This is a genomic window from Streptomyces griseus (assembly GCF_001715295.1).
Lineage (GTDB): Bacteria > Actinomycetota > Actinomycetes > Streptomycetales > Streptomycetaceae > Streptomyces > Streptomyces griseus_G.
In genome coordinates, this window is the sequence record NZ_MDKB01000004.1 from 357,358 (window position 1) to 377,930 (window position 20,573).

Consider the following 20,573-nt stretch of genomic DNA (forward strand, 5'->3'; position numbering starts at 1 on the left):
CTGCGGGCAGGGGCTCAGCGGTGCGAGGTAAACTCCACGACCTGCTGGTACGTGGGCCGGTTCTGCCAGTGGATCGTCCGGTGGCCGATCCCGCCCAGCGGGCGGTGCACGATGGCGTCGGTGCACCACTGGTCCCCCGCCCCGCAGCTGTCGTCGCCCGGGTAGACGGCCGCCGCGGGCACGGCGGCCGCCTTCTTCAGCGTGGTCAGCAGCGCGTCGCGGCAGGCGCCGAGATCACCGTCGCCGCAGTACGTCCTCGCCAGCGGCCCCTCCACCCGCTGTCCGAGTACCTGGCGCAGGTCCTTGTCCGCGAAACCCCACCACCCGTACTGGAAGGCCGATCCGCTGTGCGCCCCGCTCGGCCCGTGGCTCGCGGCCGGGGATTCGTCGGTGGCCAGGCTCGCGGTGAACGCCGAGTAGAGACCGTCGCCCAGACCGGGGCGGAACTCCGCCTCGATCAGTTCCGGCCACCACGCGTCCATGATCCGTACCGCGTCCGCGTGCGTGTACCGGTGTGACCCCTCGCCGGTCTCCTTGCGCTGCGCACCGGCCGCCCGCCAGGAATCCAGCTGCTGGACCACCGCGTTGAGCTCCGGGTCGGTGACCGGCCGGGAGCGGATCACCTTCAGGAGTTCCGGCAGCAGCTGCTCACCCCGCAGGTCGGTGACGGCGGCCTCGGCCATCGCACGGGTGAGGGAGGCGCGGGTCACTCCGCCGTCCGCGACGAGGGCTGCCACCCGGTCGTCCAGGAGGTCGCCCCGGTGCACCGCGCCGAAGCCGAACGCGGCCGTGGCGTAGTCCTTGGCCTGGCGGTTGTTCCAGGAGATGTAGTAGTCCTGGCCGCTGGAGTGCGGGTGCGCGGCGAACGGGGTGTAGTCGGCGGTGTTGGCGGCCGGATCGAACCCCTGCCACTCGTACGCCTTCTCGGCCTTGACCGGCAGCGCGGGATCGACCCCGGCGGCGCGCACGGGGTTCATGCCGCTGTTGTAGAAGGCGGCGGTGCGGGAGTCCGCGTAGAACCAGTTGAACGCGTAGTCGATCCGGGCGGCCGCCTGCTGGAAGGAGGCCGCGTCGATGACGTACGCGGGGTCGTTGAACAACTGGAAGCCGATGATCGAGTCGGCCTCGTGACGGTAGGTGGTGCGCAGCGAGGTGTAGGCGACGGGTGTGCCGCCCACCGTGGCGCGGTGGGTGACGATGCCGTAGTCCGTGCGCCAGACCTGCATGCGGTAGGAACCCTCGGCGGTGGAGTCGGCGACGGTGGGCTTCCAGGAGTTGGTGCGCTCCAGTTTCTCCATCGCGGTGCAGGCGCCGTGGGCGCGGTAGTGCGTGGAGTTCTTGGTGGGGGCGGAGCCGTCGGGCTCGCAGAGCTCGACGGCGTACGTGTCGGTGATGTCCTGGGCCGCCGAAGTGGCACTCCAGGCGTAGTCCTGACCGCGGCCCATCTGGACGTACATGCCGACGCCGGCGAAGGAGACGCCGCGGGCGCTGATGCCGGGCCCCTGGAGCTCCTGGAGCATCATCAGCTGCGGGGCGAAGTACCCGGTCTGGGGGCCCATGACGGCGATCGGGTTGCCGCTCGCGGTGTGCTCGCCCGACACCAGCAGGGCGTTGGACATCCCGCGCTTCGCGGCACCGTCGCCGGACCCGGGCAGCGTCCCCTCCGGGACGACTCCGTCGTCGTACATGCCCTGGGCGGGTGCCAGGCGGGCGGGTGCCTCGACCGGGTCCTTCCTGTTCGTGCCCGCCGCGCCGGTGCGGTCGTACACGAGCGGTTCGGCGGTGACCGTGCCCGGGTCGGGGAGGGCGGTGCCGCGCGCGGTGTCGGGCTTGCCCGCGTACGGGAACGACGTGCCGTCGTGCACGGTGAGGACGGCCTCGGGATCGTTGCGCTGGCGGAAGGACTCCCAGACCCGGGTGCCCTCCTCGACCCCGTACCTCTGCTGGGCGGCGAGCAGGGACAGGGCGGCCTGCACCTCGCCGCCGCCTCCGCCGCCGAACTGCCCGCCGACGACCGAGGCGATCGAGATCAGGTCGGTCAGCTTGAACGGCTGGATCTCGCCCACGTTGGTGACCGCGTCGATCTTGCCGGTGAGAACGTACTCTCCCGGGAAGTAGCGGCCCTTCTTCGCCTTCTCGCGGTAGGCGTTGATGCCGTCGGTGTAGGCCTGCGCGTCGGCCATCGCCTGCTCACCGCGCGCTCCCTCGGTGGTCCTGATCCGCTCGACCTGGGCCTCGAGATCCGCCTCGGTGTACGGCGCCTGGGGCCAGAACTGCTGCTCCAGCCCCTGGTTGGCGAGCGCTCCTCCGGCGAAGGAGGTCAGTTGGCCGCGTCCGATGTGCCGGAACAGGTCCATCAGCCACAGCCGGTCCTGCCCGGCGGCGAAGCCGGCGCCGAACTCGGTGCCGTAGCGGGTGGTGCCCTTGATGTGCGGGACGCCGCTCTTCTTGTCGCGGGTGATGGTGACGTCCTCGCGGGGCGAGATGACGGACTCGACCTGGTCCGCGGCGACCCCGAACGAGGCGTCGTTGAAGAAGTCGGTCAGCTTCTGGTCGGTGAGGTTCGTGTGCCCCGCCACCAGGCCGTTGTAGCGGTCGAGTTGGTCGTCGCTGTGTGCGGGATGCGTACCGAACGCCTTGTTGCCGAGTATCTCGACGAGGGTGGCGTTGCCGTTCTCGCCCGGGGGCAGGATGTCGGCACACCGGCCCTGGCAGTGATCGGTGACGGCGGCGGATTGCGGCTGCGCCGCGCCGGCCGGGGGGACCGTGGCGGCGAGCAGGGAGGTACCGAGGGCGAGTACGGCCGCGACTGCGGCGGCCGAGAGCGTGCGGGTGCGTGGGGGCATGCAGTGCTCCTCCGGGAGGCCGATGCGCCGGAGGTTACCGGCGGTACGGCGCCTCGGAAAGATGAACATCAGTCACATTTTCCGAACCGTCACACGCCGGGCGCCCCATCGGCACACCCCTGCCCCCGCAGACCCGGCGCATGAGCACCGTCTCACTCTTCGGACTGAATACACCTTTCGATGGAGCCGAATCGGGCAGTCGTACGTCCATCCCTTGACGCCGAAGTACGAGCGACGGAGGTGGCAGTGCCATGGCCGGATTCCGAAGTCTTGCGAGACAGGTCCGCGATCCGCACAGTGATCTGGCTTTGCGGCGGTACTCGCTGCGCAAATGCCTGGAACGTTTCGCCCCCTACGGCCACCGGGCCACCTGGGACCATCTGTGCGCCCGGCACGGTATCGGCCCCGAGGACCGGGCCCCCGATCCGGCCCGCCTGGTCCGCGCGCTGGAGGAGTTGGAGGAGGCGCGGGCCGTATGGCTCGCCTACGAGTCCGGGTTCGCCGAGCGCCGCCGCCGGGAGAAGCACGACGGGCTCCGCCGTCCCGGTTCGTTCGACGACTGGCACAGGCGGACGTGGGGCGGCAACGGCATCGCACTCTGCGAGGACCCGGGCACGCATCCGACCGCGCCTCTCGCCGAGGCCCTGGGCCGGCTGATCGCGGCACTGGGGACCGGGCCCGGCGGCTCGTGCCCGGTGTGCGCGGGCGACGCGATCGTCTGGCGCCAGGATCTTCACCGCGAGCCCTGGTCCGGCCCCGTCTGCACAGGGTGCGGCATCGTGGTCCCCAGGCCGGCCCTGACGGAACGGGCACTGGCGAAGGCACGGGCATCCCGGACGAGAGACCTGGCCTGGGTGGCCTGAACGCCGACGGGCACACGGGCCCGGCGGTCCGCACGCAGGCGCCACGGCCCGGCGCGGGAGGCGCGCAGGCGCCACGGCCCGGCGCCGCACGCACGAAGCGGCCACGGGCCCGGTCCGGAGTGCGCGAAGGGCACGGGCCCGAGCGACACGTGCGACGGCCTCACGGCCCCGGCACCGCACGCACGAAGAGAACACGGACCCCACCCGGAGTCCGCGAAGCACACCGGCCCGAGCGACACGTGCGACGGCCTCACCACCCCGGCACCGCACGCACGAAGAGAACACGGACCCCACCCGGAGTCCGCGAAGCACACCGGCCCGAGCGACACGTGCGACGGCCTCACCACCCCGGCGCCGCACGGACGAAGAGAACACGGGCCCCACCCGGAGTCCGCGGAGGCACAAGCCCGTGCGGTACGCGCGCGGGCGGTGGGTCCTGCCGTGCGCGCGGAGCCGGAGGGTGGACGCACGCGGCCGGGGCGGGGTCGCTCCACGGCCCGTGGAGCCGGGGCCCTCAGGCGCGGCCGGACGGCTTCCGCTCGGGCATCAGCTGAGAACCGGCCATGCGCTGCCCGGAGATGTCGTCGGGATTGGACAGCACGCACGTCTCCAGCGACAGGCAGCCGCAGCTGATGCAGTCGGTGAGATGATCCCGCAACCGCGCCAACTGGGCGATCCGCTCGTCCAGTTCCGAGCGCCACGCCCGCGAGAGCCGCGCCCAGTCCTCGCGGCTCGGGGTGCGCTCGTCCGGAAGTTCGGCGAGCGCGTCCCGGATCGTGGCCAGCGGGATCCCCACCCGCTGCGCCGCCCGCACGAACGCGACCCTGCGCAGGGCGTCCCTGGCGTACCGGCGCTGGTTGCCACTGGTGCGGCTGCTGGTGATCAGGCCCTTGGCCTCGTAGAAGTGCAGGGCGGACACGGCCGCACCACTGCGCGCGGAGAGCTGGCCGACCGTGAGTTCGTGGAGTGTCTGCGGGATCTGGGGCACCTCTCCCACCCTAGGTGTATGCACTCGCAGGGTTGTCTGCACGGTCGATCGGAGGTCGGCACGCGCACTCGCCACGCCGTCCGGATCATCCCGGTATGTCCACCGTCGGGACGACCCTCCGCCGTGCGCTCGCACGCGCCGGACACCCCCGGACCCGCCCTTCGGGCAGACGACGCTCCTCTCGCAACAGGGCCTGGAGCGGCCTCCTGCGGCCGGTTCCGGCAGGGTCGGGCGGACCGTCGTTGACAGGAGGGCACCCCCCCAGCATGCTGAGCAAGCGCTTGGACAGCATGCGGCGACGACGGCGGACAGCCGGAAGGCAGGGACCAGGGACATGGCAGAGCCGAAGATCTTCACCTCGGCGCAGGAACTGCGGGACGGGGTGGGCCAGGAGCTCGGTCACAGCGATTGGCTGGAGATCGAGCAGAAGAGGATCGACCTGTTCGCCGAGGCCACCGGCGACCACCAGTGGATCCACGTGGACCCCGAGCGCGCCGCGGCCGGCCCCTTCGGCACGACGATCGCGCACGGCTATCTGACGCTCTCGCTGCTCCCCGTGCTCGTCCCGCAGATCCTGCGGGTCGAGGGCGCGAAGATGGGCATCAACTACGGCACCAACAAGGTGCGCTTCCCGTCGCCCGTCCCGGTGGGCTCCCGGGTGCGTGCCACCGCGGCGCTCAGGAACGTCGAGGAGACCGGTGGCGGCGTACAGGTGACCGTGCTCGTCACGGTCGAGCGTGAGGGCGGCGACAAGCCCGCCTGTGTCGCCGAGTCCGTGTCGCGCTACTACTTCTGAACCCGCGGGGACACACCCCGGGACGCGGACCGGCCTCCGCGGGCCCGAAGCGCCCACCGGCACCGCCCGCCCGGCGCCCGGCACTACCTCCGGGCGCCGACCATCCGCAGGACCAGGTCGGCGTAGAGCGCCCCGACCTCGTCGGGCGTGCGGCTCCCCTGCGCGTTGAACCAGCGCGCCACGTCGATACAGAGCGACAGTACGGCCAGCGTGGTACCCGGGATGTCGGGGACGTCGAACTCCCCCGCCGCCACTCCCTCGCTGATGATCCGGCGCACCGCCGCGTCGCTCTTCCTGCGCAGCGCCACGATCTCGGCACGGTGCTCCTCACCGAGGGCCTCCAGCTCGTACTGCACGACGCGCGCGGTGGTGTGGCGCTCGGCGTGCCACCGGACGAAGGACCGCACGGCGTCGGCGAGGCGCTCGGCGGCCGTACCGCCACTGTCCGCCGCCGTCTCCAGCAGGAGCAGGGCCCGGTCGTGACCGATCCTGCTGATCCGGTGGAGCAGCTCCTCCTTGGTCCGGTAGTGGATGTAGAGCGCCGCCGGGCTCATCCCGGCCCGGCCGGCGATGTCCCGGGTGGTGGTCGCGTGGTAGCCGCGCTCGGCGAAGGCCTCGACGGCGGCGACCAGCAGTCGCCGGGCCGCCTCGGGCGTGACCTCACTCCACGGGGCGCTCCCGCCGTCGGTCTCCTCTGCCGTGCTCATGCTCACGTGCCCCTCTCCTTCGCAGGACGCACACCATACCGCGAACCTGAGCAAGCGCTTAGGGGATGGCCGGCGCGAGGCCCTGGCGGGCCGGGACCGTCAGAGCTTCTGGAAGGGGTCGTGCTCGGCGAGGATCTTCTCCAGCCGGGCCTGGTCGACGCGGCTGACGATCTGCCCCGCCTCCTGGCGGTCCCTGACGACCTTGGCCAGGGTGAAGCACGACGTGACGAGGTAGAGCACGCCGACGGCGAGGAAGGCGCGTACCCAGGCGTCGGCGTCGAGGAAGAAGATGCCGAGGGCCACCGCGCCCAAGGCCACCGCGAAGGAGAGGACGGCCTGTCCGTAGAAGGCGGCGGTGCTCTGCTGCTTGACCGATGCTGTGTCACTCATGCCGCACAGCATGGGGCGCGGCGGCGCGCCCCGGCATCCGTCGGCGTACTCAGCCGGTACTCAGGCGCGTCCGTCGGTGCCGCCTGCCCGGCGGGGTTCAGAAGGCGGACACTCCGGTGAGCGCCCGGCCGATGATCAGCTTCTGGATCTGGCTGGTGCCCTCGTACAGGGTCATCACGCGGGCGTCCCTGACCAGCTTGCCCACCGGGTACTCGTCGATGTAGCCGTAACCGCCGAACACCTGGAGCGCGTTGTTGGCGGCGCGCACGGCCGCCTCGGAGGCGAAGAGCTTCGCCGTGGAGGCGGCGGTCACGAAGTCCCGGCCGCGGTCGACGAGGTCGGCGACGCGCCAGGTCAGCATGCGGGCGGCGTCCACGTCCACGGAGATGTCGCTGATGAGTTCCTGGACGAGCTGGTAGCTCGCGATGGACTTCCCGAACTGCTCGCGCTCGCCGGCGTACCGGACGGCGGCGTCCAGGGCGGCCTGTGCGATGCCGACGCATCCGGCGGCGACCGACATGCGCCCCTTGGCGAGGGCGGACATGGCGACGGAGAAGCCCTTGCCCTCGGGCCCCAGGAGCGCGGTGACGGGGACCCGGACGTCCTCCAGCACCAGTTCGGCCGTGGCCTGGCCGCGCAGCCCGAGCTTGCCGTGGACGGCGCGCCGGGTCAGACCGGGGGCGTCGGCCGGGACCAGGAAGGCGGAGACGCCGCGGTGGCCCGGGGTGTCTCCGGTCCGCGCGAAGAGCAGGACCACGTCGGCCCAGGTGCCGTTGGTGATGAACATCTTGGAGCCGTTGACGACGTAGTCGTCGCCGTCCCGCACGGCCCGGGTCGTCAGGTTCCCGGCGTCCGATCCGGTGCCCGGCTCGGTGAGCCCGAAGCAGCCGACGGCCTCTCCCGCCGTGAGCTTCGGCAGCCACTGCCGCTTCTGGCTCTCGGTGCCCCACGAGGCGATCGTCTTGGCGACCAGGCCGAGCGAGACGGACACGATGCCGCGCACGGAGGAGTCGCCGCGGCCGAGTTCCTCGGTCACCAGGCAGTACGCGAGGTGGTCGCCGCCGGAGCCGCCGTACTCCTCAGGGACCGTCAGACCCAGGAAGCCCAGGGCCCCCAGCTTCTTCACGATCGACTTGTCGACGCTCTCCGCGCGGTCCCACTCGACGACGTGCGGAGTGATCTCCCGTGCGACGAAGTCCTCGGCGAGCTGCCGGACGGCTTCCTGCTCCTCGCTCAGCTCCAGGTTCATCCCGTGACACCCACTTTAATTAGCACTGCTAGTTTTATGCTTGCAGGGCCTACTATGAGCCGCATGGCCCGACCGCGCAAGCCCCTCCTCAGCAGAGACCGCATCGTCGAGGCGGCGAGCGCGCTCGTGGACGCCGAGGGGCTCGATTCCGTCTCGACCCGCCGGCTCGCGGCCGAGCTCGGGGTCAGCGGGCCCTCGCTCTACAACCACTTCCGGAACAAGGACGAGATCCTCGACGCGGTCGCCGACGCGGTGTCCGCCCAGGTCGACCTGTCGATGTTCGAGGCGTCGGACCCGCGGGACTGGCCCGCCGCCCTGCACGACTGGGCGGTCTCCTACCGCGCCGCGCTCGCCGCCCACCCGCACATCGTCCCGGTGCTGGCCCAGGGCCCCGGCCGCCGCCCGGCCGGTCTCCGGGTCGCCGACGCGGTCTTCGGGGCCATGGTGCGGGCGGGCTGGCCGCCCGCCCAGGCGACGTACATCGGCGCGCTGATGCGGTACTTCATCACCGGTTCGGCCCTCGGCTCCTTCGCCCGCGGCTTCGTGGACGACGAGACGGCGTACGACCCCGCCGACTACCCCCACCTCGGCCAGGCCCACCTGCTCGCCGACCGGCGCCAGCAGGTCGACGAGGGGGCCTTCGGGACCGGGCTGCGGGCCCTCCTCGACGGCCTCGTGCTCCAGTACGAGCAGACGGTCGGCGACGGCACGGTTCGGCCGGCACCGAACGGTGCCTGAGGCATCCTGGACGGCATGACACGCAGGACACCGGGAGATCCGGCCGCGCGCCGGCTCACCTCGTTCGCGGCACTGCTCGCCGACGAGACCCGCGCCTCCTTCTGCCTCGCGCTGCTCGACGGGCGCGCCTGGACGGCGGGCGAGCTGGCCCGGCACGCGGGGGTGGCACCCTCCACCGCGAGCGAACACCTGGGGAAACTGGTCGCGGGCGGACTGCTGGCCGAGGAGCGGCAGGGCCGCCACCGCTATGTGCGGCTCGCCGGCGCCCGTACGGCACGGCTGGTCGAGGAACTCGCCGCCCCTCTCGTCCCCGGGGCCGACGAGGCGCGGCCCCGCACCCTGGGCGCGGCTGGCCTCAGCAGCGCGCTGGCCCGGGGACGCACCTGTTACGACCATCTCGCCGGACGGCTCGGCATCACGATCACCGACGCCATGACCGCCCGCGGCCTGCTGCGCCAGGACACCGGCTTCGCGCTCACCGACGACGGGGTGCGGTGGTTCGCCACGCTCGGTGTCCCCCTGGACACCGCGGCCCGGCGGCCCCTGGCGCGCGGCTGCCTGGACTGGACCGAACGACGGTTGCACCTGGCGGGGGCCGCGGGCGCCGCCCTGTGCACGCATGTCCTCGACGCCGGCTGGTGCGAGCGGATCGGTTCGGGCCGCGCGGTACGGGCCACGCCCGAGGGGCGGCGGGCGCTGTCGCAGCACATGGGCGTCGACCCCGCGACGCTTGACGGGCCCTGACAATTCGGTGGGTGCCGACACGTGACGGCCTTACGGTCGTGACCATGACGACGACACCGATCCCACCGGCGACCGCCCCGCCGGCCCGCGACTGGCGTGCCCCGGCGGCGGCCGCCACCACGGTGGTGCTGTGGGCCTCCGCCTTTGTCTCCATCCGCAGCGCGGGCGAGGCCTACTCCCCCGGCGCGCTGGCCCTCGGCCGGCTGCTGGCGGGCACGCTGACACTCGGCGTGATCCTCCTCGTACGCCGGGAAGGGCTGCCCGCGAAGGGGGCGTGGCCCGGCATCATCGGGTCCGGGCTGTTGTGGTTCGGGCTGTACATGGTGGTGCTCAACTGGGGAGAACAGCAGGTCGACGCGGGCACGGCCGCCATGATCGTGAACATCGGGCCGATCCTGATGGCCCTGCTGGGCGCCCGGCTGCTGGGAGAGGGCCTGCCGCGCCGGCTCCTGACCGGCATGGCCGTCTCGTTCGCGGGGGCCGTCGTCGTGGGCCTCTCGATGTCCGGGCACGGGAGTTCGTCCGTGCTCGGTGTGCTGCTCTGCCTGCTGGCCGCGGTGTCGTACGCGGGCGGGGTCGTCATCCAGAAGCCCGCGCTCCGGCACGGCTCTCCGCTCCAGATCACCACGCTCGGCTGCCTGACCGGTACGGTCGCCTGCCTGCCGTTCACCGGCGTGCTGGTCTCCGAGGCGGCCCGCGCCCCCGCCTCCGCGACGCTGAACATGATCTATCTCGGCGTCTTCCCGACCGCGCTCGCCTTCACCACCTGGGCCTACGCCCTGGCCCGCACCACCGCGGGCCGGATGGGCGCGACGACGTACGCGGTACCGGCGCTGGTGGTCCTGATGTCGTGGCTGCTGCTGGACGAGGTGCCCGCGGCGCTCACCGTCGGCGGCGGGCTGCTCTGCCTCGCCGGTGTCGCCGTCTCGCGCACCAGGGCCCGGACCGCGCGGGACGAGGGGCTGCCCGGCAGCGGGCCGGCACCCGTGACGTCCGTCCCCCGGCCGGACTCCCCGCAGTGAGCCCGCGCCCGTGCCGGCCGGGACCGGCCGGCACGGGACGCGTTCGCCGCAACGGGCGAAGGAGCGGGCGGGTCAGGCCGCCGCGTCGGGGAACACCACCAGCGCGCGGCCGCCCCGGCCCGCGACCATGGTGTCGAAGGCCGCGGGGATACCGTCCAGGGTGATGCGTTCCGTCACCATCATGGAGAGGTCGAACCGCCCGGCGCGGATGTGTTCCGCCAGGACGGGCAGATCACGCGCGGGGTCGCTGTTGCCGTACACGCATCCGGTCAGCGAGCGGCCCCAGTGGAAGATCTCCAGGGCGTTGAAGCTCACCACCTGGTCCTTGCCGCCGATACCGACGACGGTCGCGCGGCCGCCGCGGCGGGTGGACTCCCACGCCCCGCGGATCGTGGCGGGCCGTCCCACGCACTCCACGGCGACGTCCGCGCCCCGGCCGCCGGTGAGCCTGCGGACGGCGCGCGGGGTGGTGTCGGAGGCGACCACGTAGTCGGTGGCTCCGGCCCGCCGGGCAAGTTCCTCCTTCTCGGGCGAGACGTCGACGGCGATGACCTGCGAGGCGCCCGCGAGGCGCGCCGACTGCAGGACGGCGAGGCCCACCCCGCCGATGCCGAGGACGACGACGCTCTCGCCCTCACGGACCCGGGCGCAGTGGTGCACCGCCCCGTATCCGGTCAGCACCGCGCAGCCGAGCAGGGCGGCGTCGTCCAGCGGGATGCCGGCCGGGGCGGGCAGCACGCAGTTCGCGGCGACGACGGTCTCCTGCGCGAAGGCTGCCACGTTGAGTCCGGGGTGGAGCTCCGTGCCGTCGGCCGTACGGGCGTGGATGTTGCCGGCCCCCTTGAGCGCGTCGGCGCAGAGCCAGACCTCACCGATCCCGCAGTGGAAACACTCCCCGCAGGACGGCGCCCAGTTGAGGACGACGGGGTCGCCGGCGGCGACATGGGTGACGCCCTCGCCGACGGCCAGAACCGTCCCGGCCCCCTCGTGGCCGAGGACGGCCGGGACGGGCAGCCGCATGGTGCCGTTCGACAGGGACAGGTCGGAGTGGCAGACACCCGCGGCGGCGAGCCTGACGCTCACCTGGCCGGGTCCCGGCTCCGGGAGTTCGATGTCGGTGATCTCCAGGGGAGCTCCGACGGCGGGCAGTACAGCGGCGCGGACCACGAACGGACTCCTCGGTCAAGGATCGGAGAGGGGCTGGACGGCTGAGGTAGGGGAAGGCCGATCGACTGGGCGGCCGAGGCGTTCAGAACTGGAGGGACTTGGTCTGGAGGTACTCGGCCAGGCCGTGCGGGCCGAGTTCGCGCCCCACTCCGGATAGCTTGTAGCCGCCGAAGGGCGCCAGGGGGTTGAAGCGGCCGCCGTTGATGTCCACCTGTCCGGTGTCCATGCGGCGGGCGAAGGCGACGGCCTCCGCGTCGTCGGCCGCCCAGACGGCCCCGGCCAGCCCGTACACGGTGTCGTTGGCGATCCGCAGGGCGTCGTCGACGTCTTCGTAGCGCAGGAGGCAGAGCACCGGACCGAAGATCTCCTCCCGTGCGACGGTCATGTCGGGCGTCACGTCGGCGAACACGGTGGGGCGGACGTAGTAGCCCTGTTCCCTGGGCGCCTCGGGGCCGCCGGCGACGAGGCGGGCGCCCTCCTCGACGCCCTTCTCGATGTAACCCCGCACCCGGGCCTGCTGCTTGGCGTTGACGAGGGGGCCGACCCGCTCCCCGGGCACGTACTTGGCGACGGCCGCCGCCGCGAGGGCCACGGCCTCCTCGTACCGCTCGGCGTCGACCAGCATCCGGGTCCAGGCGCTGCACGTCTGGCCGGAGTTGGACATCACGTTGGCGACGCCGACGTTGACCGCCCTGGCCAGGTCGGCACCGGGCAGGATCACGTTGGCGGACTTCCCGCCGAGCTCCAGCGCCACCCGCTTGACGGCCGCGCCCGCCGTGGCGCCGATCTGCCTGCCGACCGCCGTGGAACCGGTGAAGGAGACCATGTCGACGTCCTCGTGCTCGGCGAGGGCCTGTCCGGCGACCGGGCCCAGGCCGGTCACCAGGTTGAACACACCGCCCGGCAGGCCCGCCTCCTCGGTGGCCTCGGCGAAGAGCTGGGCGACGAGCGGGGTGTCCTCGGCGGGCTTGAGGACGACGGTGCAGCCGGCGGCGAGCGCGGGGGCCACCTTGGCGACGATCTGGTGAAGCGGGTAGTTCCAGGGGGTGATCGCCCCGACGACGCCGACGGGTTCCAGCAGGACGGTCGAGTTGCCCAGTTTCTCCTCGAACGCGTACGTCGCTGCCAGTTCGGCGTACGAGCCGGCGACCAGGACGGGGACGCCCGCGTGCACCACCTGGGACAGCCCGGGCGGGGAGCCGAGCTCCGCCGTCACCGTCTCGGCGATCTCGCCCCTGCGGGCGGCCAGCACGTCACGCAGGGCGGCGATCCGCGCGGCGCGCTCGGTGGGCGGGGTCGCGGCCCAGCCGGGGAACGCGGCGCGCGCGGCGCGCACCGCGTCGTCGACGTCCTGCGCGGTGCCCGCCGGGACGTGGCCGATGACCTGCTCGTCCGCCGGGTTCACGACCGCGATCGTGTCCTGGCCCGCGGCGGGTCGCCACGCGCCGCCGATGTACATCCCGTCATGCGCCTTCATGACTGCCCCTTCCGGGCTCGCTGTGCCTGCCGCCGAAGCCGTGCGTTCCGCGTCCACGTCCTGCGTCCTGGACGGATGCGGCCCCGCCCAAACTAGCGCTGTTAGTTTTCAGGCGCCAGGGAACGGCCGGAGACGCGGGTCACGCAGGGCTGCCGGCACCCGGCGCACGCCGAGGGCCGGGAGGTCCCGGGGCGGGAGTGCGCCCGGCGTCATGGTGGCCCGCCGGGGCGCGCTCCTCCGGTGGATCGCCGCCGCGTCGCGCGGCCCGGGTCAGGCAGGGGATCCGCTCTCCCGCACGGCCCCCTCCCCCGCGACGTCCTCCCCGGCGGGCTCGGCGGGACAGCCGGGCGGGCGGCTCGGGTGCGGTTCGGGGCCGGTACCAGCTTCCCGGCCGGCCGCCCCGCCGTCCCCGCGCAGGCCCAGTCCCGCCGCCGCGAGGAGCAGGGCGCCCAGCATCACGAACGGCGCGGCGGTCCCCGCGACCCCCGCCGTCAGCCCCGCCGCGGCGGGGGCCGCGACCTGGCCGAGGCGGTTGCCGGTGAGCCGGAGCGCGAGGGCGGTGGAGCGGGCCCCGGCGGGGGCGGCCCGGACGACGGTGGTCATCGACAGCGGCTGGCCGACGCCCAGGCAGAAGCCCAGGACGGCCAGCATCAGGGCGAGCCCCCACACCGGTACGGGCAGGACGAGAGCCGCGCAGAGCAGGCCCCCGAGCAGGCAGGTCGAGGAGAGCAGCGCCGTACGGCCGAGGAGGCGCAGCATCGGGGTCATGACCACCCGGCAGGCGATGGTGGCTGCGGCCCGGAGACTGAGCAGCAGTCCGACCGTGGCGGGCGCGATGCCGCGGTGCTCGCCGACGACCGGCAGGTAGGCGGTCAGGATGTCGGTGGCGGACAGCACGGCGAGGCTGACGAAGATGCCCGCCGGTACGCCGCGGCTCCGCAGGATGCGGCCCACCGGGACCTTCCGCGCCGCCGGCGGGCGGGAGCCGCGGCCCGTGCGGTGTTCGACGCGCCACAGGGCGGCGAGGGAGACGGCGGCGACGGCCGCGGAGACGAGCAGGGCGAGCGCGCTCGTACGGGCCATCGCGCCGTCCCGCCCGGAGACGAGGTATCCGGCGGCGATCGGGCCGATGAGCTGGCCGAGGGAGGCACCGATGGTGAAGTGGCCGAAATTCCGGTCCTGGTCGGCGGGCGCCGACTGCCGGGCGACGAGGGACTGGGCGCCGATCACGAAGCAGAGGTGGCCCAGGCCCATGACCCCGCTCCAGGCCGCCAGCGCGGTGAGCGACCCCGAGCCACCGCCGAGCGCGCAGCCGCCGGCGATCAGGAGCACGCCGGCGGGCAGCAGGGGTGCGCAGCGGCCGTGGTCGGTCCGGCGGCCGAGGGGTACGGCGGCGAAGAGCGGGAGCAGCGCGTACGCCCCGGCGATGACGCCGATCGCCCGCTCGTCGGCACCCAGGGAGAGGGCCCGGTAGGAGACGGCGGGCCGCGCCATCGACACCGCCGCCTGTGCGAAGGCGAAGGCGATGACGAGGCGCAGCAGCCAGCCCCTGCCGGGCCGTGGATCCGGGGGTGTCATCCGAGGGTGCCGAAGAGGATGCCGGCGCCGAGGACCACGAGCGAGGTGAGCACGGCCCACTTGACGGTGAACCTGGTGTGGTCGCCGAACTCGACCTTGGCCATGCCGACCAGGACGTACACGGCGGGCACGAGCGGGGACGACATGTGCAGCGGCTGTCCCACGATGGAGGCGCGGGCGATCGCCAGCGGGGAGACCCCGTGGGCGGCGCCGGCCTCGGCGAGGACGGGCAGGACACCGAAGTAGAAGCCGTCGTTGGACATGAAGTAGGTCAGGGGCAGGCTCAGCAGCCCGGTGACGAGCGCCATGTGCGGGCCCATGGCGTCGGGGACGGCACCGACGACCCAGTCGGCCATGTGTTCCACCATGCCGGTGCCGGTGAGGACGCCGGTGAAGACGGCGGCGGCGAAGACCATGCCCGAGACGTTGAGGACGTTGTCGGCGTGGGCCGCGATGCGGGCCCGCTGGTCGGGCATGCGGGGGAAGTTGACGGTGAGGGCGAGGGCGGCACCGATCAGGAAGAGCACCGGGATCGGCATGAGTTCCAGGATCATGGCCGTCAGGAGGGCCAGGGTGAGGCCGGCGTTGAACCAGTAGAGCCTGGGCCGCAGCGTGGCCCGGTTCGGGTCGAGCCCCTTGAACCCCTCGCCGGTGTCCGCGCCGTCCGTGCCGATCTTCCCGCTCTCGGCCCGCAGCCCGTCCTCGCCGGTGGGGACGGCGCCGGTGGAGGACCCCGCGGACGCCGTGCCGAGGGAGGATCCGGTGCCACGCGCCGCCCCCTTCCGGTCGCCGCCGGCCCCGGCGCCGACGAGCACGGTCTCGGACTCGGTCACGAGCACGTCGTCGAGGGTGAGGGTGCCGAGCCGCCCGCGCTCGCGGCGGCCCAGGACCCAGGCCAGCAGGATGACGGCGAGCAGTCCGACGGCGAGGGCCGGGATCATCGGCACGAAGATGTCGGCCGCGTCCACGTGGAGCGCGGTGGCGGCGCGGGCCGTGGGCCCGCCCCAGGGCAGGGTGTTCATGACACCGTTCGCCGTGGCGGCGACACCCGTCATCACGACCAGGCTCATCTTCAGCCGCTTGTAGAGCGGGTACATGGCCGAGACGGTGATCATGAAGGTGGTGGAGCCGTCGCCGTCCAGCGAGACGATCGCGGCGAGCACGGCCGTACCGACGACGATCCGCATCGGGTCGGCCTTGCAGAAGCGCAGGATGCCCCGGACGATCGGGTCGAAGAGGCCGACGTCGATCATCACCCCGAAGTAGACGATGGCGAACATCAGCATCGCCGCCGTCGGCGCGAGGTTGCCGACGCCTTCGATGACGTAGTCGCCGAGCTTCGCACCCTGCCCGACGGCTACGCAGAAGAGGGCGGGGATCAGAACCAGCGCCGCGATCGGCGACATCTTCTTCATCATGATCAGGACCAGGAAGGTCGCGATCATGGCAAATCCGAGGATGGTCAGCATATGGGATACCTAACGTTCACCTTTGAACGCGCGCCGGACTCGGCGGCCCGGATGACGTTAGGGGCCTCGCAGAGGTGTTAACAAGATGTCGACGTGTGAGCAATACGAGCAAAACCCCAGGTCAGCGAGTTGGTGATACGGAGACGGGCACGGCGTTGAGTACAGCGGTGCCGGAGAGCGGATCCAGGAGGGCACCGGTCAGCAGCTGGTTCACGTTGACCCCCGGGTCCCTCCCGGCGACGGTCGTACGGGTACCGGGACGGCTGTGTCCCCAGCCGTGCGGCAGGCTCACGACCCCGGGGCGTACCGCGTCGGTGATCTCGGCGGGTGCCTCGACCTCGCCACCGGCCGCGGTGACGCGGGCCGTGTCGCCGTCGGCGAGACCGAGACGGGCCGCGTCGTCGGGGTGGATCTGCAGGGTGCAGACGTTGGAACCGCCGCGGAGCGGGGCGACGTTGTGCATCCAGCTGTTGTTGGACCGCAGATGGCGGCGGCCGACGAGGACGAGACCGGTGGGACGCTCGTCGAGGGCGGCCCGCAGCCGGGGCAGATCGGCGGCCAGGGGTGCGGGGAACAGTTCGACGCGGCCGCTGCGGGTCTTCAGCAACTCCGGGAGGCGCGGCTTCAGCGGTCCGAGGTCGATGCCGTGCGGGTGCTCGAGGAGCTGCTCCAGCGTGAGCCCGTACGGGCCGAGACGCAGCATCAGGTCGAGGCGCCGCTCGGCCCCGTCGCGGCCGGTCAGTTCGGCGGCGAGCGACTCCGGTGCGCCGGCCCGGGCGAGCGTCGTGGCGATGACCAGGTCGTCGACGGACTCGGGCGGTGCGCCGTGCCGGGCGCCGACGGCGAGGACGAGCCGGGCGAGGATCTCGTTCTCGTCCATCCGGCCCTCCTCCAGGGGCACGGCGGGACGGCTGTAGCGGACCTGGTTGTGGACGGCGAAGGAGTTGAACGCGAAGTCGAAGTGGGCGCTCTGCGAGGGCGGCGGCGGGGGCAGCACGACGTCCGCGTGGCGTGAGGTCTCGTTGAGGTACGGGTCGACGCTGACCATGAAGTCGAGGCCGTCGGCGAGCGCCCGGTCGAGCCGGTCGCCGTCGGGTGCGGAGAGCACCGGGTTGCCCGCGATGACGATCAGGGCGCGGATCCGCCCCTCCCCCGGGGTCTCGATCTCCTCGGCGAGCGCGGCGGCGGGCAGTTCACCCTTCGCCTCGGGATGCCCGGAGACGCGGCTGCGCCAGCGCCCCAGGGCGAAGCCCTTCCCGGGGCCCGCGGGGCGGGGTGCGCGTGCGGTGGCGGAGAGCGGGAAGAGCGCGCCGCCGGGCCGGTCGAGGTTGCCGGTGAGGATGTTGAGTACGTCGACGAGCCAGCTGGCCAGGGTGCCGTGCTCGACGGTGCAGCTGCCGATGCGCCCGTAGACGGCCGCCGCGGGGGCGGCGGCGAGTTCGCGGGCGATCGCGCGGACGGCTTCGGGTTCCACGTCACAGGCGGCGGCCACGGCTTCGGGGGTGAAGCCGGCGATGGCTTCGGCGAGTTCGTCGTAGCCGTCGAGGTGCCCGGCCAGTGCGCCGGGGTCGGTGAGCTTCTCCTCGATGAGGACCTGGGTGAGCGCGGCGAGCAGCAGGGCGTCGGTGCCGGGCCTGATGGGGACGTGCCGGTCGGCGAGGCGCGCGGTGCGGGTGCGGCGCGGGTCGATGACGGTGAGGGTGCCGCCGCGCCGGCGCAGGGCCTTGAGCTTGCCGGGGAAGTCGGGCGCGGTGCAGAGACTGCCGTTGGACTCCAGCGGGTTGGCGCCGATCAGCAGGAGGTGCCCGGTGCGGTCCAGGTCGGGTACGGGGATGGCGTGGGCGTCGCCGAAGAGGAGCCCGCTGGAGACGTGTTTGGGCATCTGGTCCAGGGTGCTCGCGGTGAAGACGTTGCGGGTGCCGAGCGCGGACAGCAGCACCGGCGGGTACAGCGCGCCGGCCGTCGTGTGGACGTTGGGGTTGCCCAGGTAGACGCCGACCGCCTGGCTGCCGTACGTCTCGGTGAGGGCCGGGATGTGCGCGGCGATCGTGTCGAAGGCCTCGCTCCAGGTCGCCTCGCGCAGGACGCCGTCGGTGCGCACGAGGGGGGTGCGCAGCCGGTCGGGATCGGCGTCGAGCGCTCCGAAGGCGGCGCCCTTGGGGCAGATGAAGCCGCGGCTGAGGACGTCGTCCCGGTCGCCGCGGGCGCCGGTGACGGTGGTGCCCTCGACGGTGAGGGTGAGTCCGCAGGTGGCTTCGCAGAGCGGGCAGACGCGCAGGGCGGTGCGGGTCTCGCTGGACATGGGCCCTCCCGGGGCGGCGGCAGCGGTGGCGCGCGGGTACGCGGTGGTGCGGACCCCGGCCCGCGCGGCGGGCGCGGTCTCCGGTCTCCCGCGCGACCGAGCATACCGACCGGTACGGATGGTGGCGAGGTGGTGGCGTCACGGGATCCGGCCGGCCGGAACGGCCTCATTCGAGCGTCCGGACCAGATAGGCCTCCAGCAGGACCCGGGTCTCCGCGATCAGGTCCGGGTCGCCCGACGGGTCGCCGCGGAAGGCGAGTTGGAGCAGCGCGTCGGCGGCCTGCACGCAGACCAGCACCGTCCGCTGGAGACCGGCGTCGGCGACGGGCCCTGCCTCCCCCTGGCCGAGATGCCCCGCGAGCAGCTCCGTCAGGCGGGCCGCGACCCGCTGGTTGGACTCGTCGAGCGGGCCGGCGACCGGGGCGGGAGGCCCGAAGTCGACGAGGGTGAAGCCGGGGACCGAGCGCTTCATCGCCAGGTACTCGTCGAGCACGGCGTCGATGGCGGCGCGCCACTCCCGGTGCGGGACGGCCACGAGCCGGGCGACGACACGTTCGGCGTAGAGGTCGAGGTTCCGGGCGGCCAACGCGTCGACCAGCGCCCGCTTGTTGGGGAAGAACCGGTAGACGGAACCGATGGGCACCCCGGCCCGGTCGGCCACCGCCCGGGTGGAGAGCTGCTCGTAGCCGGTCTCGTCCAGGAGTCCGGCGCCGGCGTCGAGTATCCGGGCGAGGCGTTCGGCACTGCGCTGCTGCACGGGGACGCGCCTGAGGTTCGTATGCACATGGGACACGGTCCCCATGATGCCCGTATGCCGTTGACGGGCCGCGTTTCCATTCCTACGGTTGCCCATAGGATTCTTCGTCGGGGGCTCCATGGGTCCCCCTTCCACCGGGAGCGCAGGATGAGCGGCATCGAGCAGGCGAGGAAGACGGCGGAGCGGCTCGGTCACTCCGCCGGTTTCGGTAACGAGCACAGCTCGGAGGCGGTTCCCGGAGCCCTGCCGCACGGCCGCAACTCCCCCCAGCGCGCACCCCTCGGTCTGTACGCGGAGCAGCTGAGCGGCTCGGCCTTCACCGAGCCCCGCGCCCGCAACCGCCGCTCCTGGCTCTACCGGATCCGCCCCTCCGCGGCCCACCCCGCCTTCGTGCGCATCGGCAACGGCGCCCTGCGCTCGGCCCCGTTCACCGAGACGGTCCCCGACCCGAACCGGTTGCGCTGGGACCCCCTGCCCGAGGCCCCGCCCGGGACGGACTTCCTGGCGGGCCTGTGGACACTGGGGGGCAACGGCGACGCGACGCGGCGCACCGGCATGGCCGTGCACCTCTACCACGCCAACACGTCCATGACGGACCGGGTGTTCAGCGACTCCGACGGGGAGCTGCTGATCGTGCCCGAGCGCGGCGGTCTGCTGCTGCGTACCGAACTCGGCCTGCTGCGGGCGGAACCGGGCCACGTGGCGCTGATCCCCCGGGGGATCCGCTTCCGTGTGGAGCTGCTGGACCCCACCGCCCGCGGCTACGTCTGCGAGAACTACGGGCAGCCGTTCGTCCTTCCCGACCTCGGTCCGATCGGCGCCAACGGCCTTGCCAACGCACGGGACTTCCTGGCTCCCGTCGCCGCGTTCGAGGACCGCGAGGGGCCGGTCGAGGTCGTCAACAAGTTCTGCGGCAACCTCTGGTCGGCGACGTACGGCCACTCGCCGCTCGACGTCGTCGCCTGGCACGGCAACCACACGCCGTACGTCTACGACCTGGGCCGCTTCAACGTCATCGGCACCATCAGCTACGACCACCCCGACCCGTCGATCTTCACCGTCCTGACCTCGCCGTCCGACACCCCCGGACTGGCCGGGGTCGACTTCGTCGTCTTCGCCCCGCGCTGGCTCGTCGGCGAGGACACCTTCCGCCCGCCGTACTTCCACCGCAACGTGATGAGCGAGTACATGGGCCTGATCGAGGGCGCGTACGACGCCAAGGCGGGCGGCTTCGTCCCGGGCGGCGGTTCGCTGCACAACATGATGTCGGCGCACGGCCCGGACCGTGAGACCTTCGAGCGGGCCAGCGCGGCGGAGCTGAAGCCGCAGAAGATCGACGACGGCCTCGCGTTCATGTTCGAGACCCGCTGGCCGGTCACGGCGACGGCCCAGGCCGCGACCGCGGGCCACCTGCAGCGCGGGTACGACGACGTGTGGCAGGGTCTGAGCCGCACCTTCCGGGCGTGACACCGCGCGGCCG

17 protein-coding genes are annotated in these 20,573 nt (G+C 72.8%); 6 read left to right on the forward strand and 11 right to left on the reverse strand.

Translation table 11 applies throughout. The annotated features are described in order from the left end of the window. Window positions 1-14 precede the first annotated feature (14 nt). Complete coding sequence (locus tag BA175_RS23205) at window positions 15-2,846, reverse strand: penicillin acylase family protein (RefSeq protein ID WP_069173722.1); 2,832 nt, start codon at window positions 2,844-2,846, stop codon at window positions 15-17. A 251-nt stretch (window positions 2,847-3,097) separates the two neighbouring features. On the opposite strand from BA175_RS23205, the gene BA175_RS23210 reads away from it, so the two are divergent. Next, window positions 3,098-3,709: a hypothetical protein gene (locus BA175_RS23210; protein ID WP_069173430.1), complete on the forward strand. Its 612-nt coding sequence runs from the start codon at window positions 3,098-3,100 to the stop codon at window positions 3,707-3,709. A 514-nt stretch (window positions 3,710-4,223) separates the two neighbouring features. On the opposite strand, the gene soxR is transcribed toward BA175_RS23210, so the two are convergent. Next, window positions 4,224-4,697: a redox-sensitive transcriptional activator SoxR gene (soxR, locus tag BA175_RS23215; protein ID WP_069173431.1), complete on the reverse strand. Its 474-nt coding sequence runs from the start codon at window positions 4,695-4,697 to the stop codon at window positions 4,224-4,226. Window positions 4,698-5,031: 334 nt separating this feature from the next. Between soxR and BA175_RS23220 the strand changes: the two genes are divergently transcribed. Then, on the forward strand, window positions 5,032-5,493 hold the full coding sequence (locus BA175_RS23220) for a MaoC family dehydratase (protein WP_069173432.1): 462 nt from the start codon (window positions 5,032-5,034) through the stop codon (window positions 5,491-5,493). 83 nt (window positions 5,494-5,576) lie between these two features. Here the strand turns inward: BA175_RS23220 and BA175_RS23225 are convergent, their stop codons facing one another. The 3 genes from BA175_RS23225 to BA175_RS23235 all read right to left on the reverse strand — a co-directional run bounded on the left by BA175_RS23225 (window position 5,577) and on the right by BA175_RS23235 (window position 7,839). Beyond that, window positions 5,577-6,200, reverse strand: coding sequence for a TetR/AcrR family transcriptional regulator (locus tag BA175_RS23225; protein WP_069173433.1), 624 nt, complete (start codon window positions 6,198-6,200; stop codon window positions 5,577-5,579). Window positions 6,201-6,299: 99 nt separating this feature from the next. Further along, the gene (locus BA175_RS23230; protein WP_069173723.1) at window positions 6,300-6,590 is read right to left on the reverse strand and encodes a YiaA/YiaB family inner membrane protein; all 291 of its coding nucleotides are present in this window, start codon (window positions 6,588-6,590) and stop codon (window positions 6,300-6,302) included. Window positions 6,591-6,687: 97 nt separating this feature from the next. Further along, window positions 6,688-7,839, reverse strand: coding sequence for an acyl-CoA dehydrogenase family protein (locus BA175_RS23235; RefSeq protein WP_069173434.1), 1,152 nt, complete (start codon window positions 7,837-7,839; stop codon window positions 6,688-6,690). Window positions 7,840-7,902: 63 nt separating this feature from the next. On the opposite strand from BA175_RS23235, the gene BA175_RS23240 reads away from it, so the two are divergent. The 3 genes from BA175_RS23240 to BA175_RS23250 are packed head-to-tail and all read left to right on the forward strand — an operon-like array spanning window position 7,903 to window position 10,343. Beyond that, window positions 7,903-8,577, forward strand: coding sequence for a TetR/AcrR family transcriptional regulator (locus tag BA175_RS23240; RefSeq protein ID WP_069173435.1), 675 nt, complete (start codon window positions 7,903-7,905; stop codon window positions 8,575-8,577). 15 nt (window positions 8,578-8,592) lie between these two features. Further along, window positions 8,593-9,321: an ArsR/SmtB family transcription factor gene (locus tag BA175_RS23245; RefSeq protein ID WP_069173436.1), complete on the forward strand. Its 729-nt coding sequence runs from the start codon at window positions 8,593-8,595 to the stop codon at window positions 9,319-9,321. Window positions 9,322-9,365: 44 nt separating this feature from the next. Then, window positions 9,366-10,343, forward strand: a complete 978-nt coding sequence (locus BA175_RS23250; RefSeq protein WP_069173724.1) for a DMT family transporter — start codon at window positions 9,366-9,368, stop codon at window positions 10,341-10,343. A gap of 72 nt (window positions 10,344-10,415) precedes the next feature. Here the strand turns inward: BA175_RS23250 and BA175_RS23255 are convergent, their stop codons facing one another. From BA175_RS23255 to BA175_RS23280, 6 genes are all read right to left on the reverse strand, one after another. Beyond that, the gene (locus BA175_RS23255) at window positions 10,416-11,510 is read right to left on the reverse strand and encodes a Zn-dependent alcohol dehydrogenase (RefSeq protein ID WP_069173437.1); all 1,095 of its coding nucleotides are present in this window, start codon (window positions 11,508-11,510) and stop codon (window positions 10,416-10,418) included. Between the two features lie 82 nt (window positions 11,511-11,592). Next, window positions 11,593-12,987, reverse strand: coding sequence for an aldehyde dehydrogenase family protein (locus BA175_RS23260; RefSeq protein WP_069173438.1), 1,395 nt, complete (start codon window positions 12,985-12,987; stop codon window positions 11,593-11,595). A 270-nt stretch (window positions 12,988-13,257) separates the two neighbouring features. Continuing rightward, on the reverse strand, window positions 13,258-14,565 hold the full coding sequence (locus BA175_RS23265) for an MFS transporter (protein WP_079159742.1): 1,308 nt from the start codon (window positions 14,563-14,565) through the stop codon (window positions 13,258-13,260). After that, window positions 14,562-16,034: a CitMHS family transporter gene (locus tag BA175_RS23270; RefSeq protein ID WP_069173439.1), complete on the reverse strand. Its 1,473-nt coding sequence runs from the start codon at window positions 16,032-16,034 to the stop codon at window positions 14,562-14,564. The genes BA175_RS23265 and BA175_RS23270 overlap by 4 nt, the downstream gene beginning before the upstream one ends. A 121-nt stretch (window positions 16,035-16,155) precedes the next feature. Further along, window positions 16,156-18,336: a molybdopterin oxidoreductase family protein gene (locus tag BA175_RS23275; RefSeq protein ID WP_069173440.1), complete on the reverse strand. Its 2,181-nt coding sequence runs from the start codon at window positions 18,334-18,336 to the stop codon at window positions 16,156-16,158. Between the two features lie 166 nt (window positions 18,337-18,502). Next, window positions 18,503-19,138: a TetR/AcrR family transcriptional regulator gene (locus BA175_RS23280; protein ID WP_069173441.1), complete on the reverse strand. Its 636-nt coding sequence runs from the start codon at window positions 19,136-19,138 to the stop codon at window positions 18,503-18,505. 102 nt (window positions 19,139-19,240) lie between these two features. Between BA175_RS23280 and hmgA the strand changes: the two genes are divergently transcribed. Next, entirely contained in the window at window positions 19,241-20,560 is a 1,320-nt protein-coding gene (hmgA, locus tag BA175_RS23285) for a homogentisate 1,2-dioxygenase (RefSeq protein WP_069173442.1), read from the forward strand. Window positions 20,561-20,573 lie beyond the last annotated feature (13 nt).

Excerpts from the sequence above, each read along its gene's own strand:
- BA175_RS23205 (WP_069173722.1), bottom strand. The coding sequence starts at position 2,846 with ATGCCCCCACGCACCCGCACGCTCTCGGCCGCCGCAGTCGCGGCCGTA.
- BA175_RS23210 (WP_069173430.1), top strand. The coding sequence starts at position 3,098 with ATGGCCGGATTCCGAAGTCTTGCGAGACAGGTCCGCGATCCGCACAGT.
- BA175_RS23220 (WP_069173432.1), top strand. The coding sequence starts at position 5,032 with ATGGCAGAGCCGAAGATCTTCACCTCGGCGCAGGAACTGCGGGACGGG.
- BA175_RS23225 (WP_069173433.1), bottom strand. The coding sequence starts at position 6,200 with ATGAGCACGGCAGAGGAGACCGACGGCGGGAGCGCCCCGTGGAGTGAG.
- BA175_RS23230 (WP_069173723.1), bottom strand. The coding sequence starts at position 6,590 with ATGAGTGACACAGCATCGGTCAAGCAGCAGAGCACCGCCGCCTTCTAC.
- BA175_RS23235 (WP_069173434.1), bottom strand. The coding sequence starts at position 7,839 with ATGAACCTGGAGCTGAGCGAGGAGCAGGAAGCCGTCCGGCAGCTCGCC.
- BA175_RS23240 (WP_069173435.1), top strand. The coding sequence starts at position 7,903 with ATGGCCCGACCGCGCAAGCCCCTCCTCAGCAGAGACCGCATCGTCGAG.
- BA175_RS23245 (WP_069173436.1), top strand. The coding sequence starts at position 8,593 with ATGACACGCAGGACACCGGGAGATCCGGCCGCGCGCCGGCTCACCTCG.
- BA175_RS23250 (WP_069173724.1), top strand. The coding sequence starts at position 9,366 with ATGACGACGACACCGATCCCACCGGCGACCGCCCCGCCGGCCCGCGAC.
- BA175_RS23260 (WP_069173438.1), bottom strand. The coding sequence starts at position 12,987 with ATGAAGGCGCATGACGGGATGTACATCGGCGGCGCGTGGCGACCCGCC.
- BA175_RS23265 (WP_079159742.1), bottom strand. The coding sequence starts at position 14,565 with ATGACACCCCCGGATCCACGGCCCGGCAGGGGCTGGCTGCTGCGCCTC.
- BA175_RS23270 (WP_069173439.1), bottom strand. The coding sequence starts at position 16,034 with ATGCTGACCATCCTCGGATTTGCCATGATCGCGACCTTCCTGGTCCTG.
- BA175_RS23275 (WP_069173440.1), bottom strand. The coding sequence starts at position 18,336 with ATGTCCAGCGAGACCCGCACCGCCCTGCGCGTCTGCCCGCTCTGCGAA.
- BA175_RS23280 (WP_069173441.1), bottom strand. The coding sequence starts at position 19,138 with ATGGGGACCGTGTCCCATGTGCATACGAACCTCAGGCGCGTCCCCGTG.
- hmgA (WP_069173442.1), top strand. The coding sequence starts at position 19,241 with ATGAGCGGCATCGAGCAGGCGAGGAAGACGGCGGAGCGGCTCGGTCAC.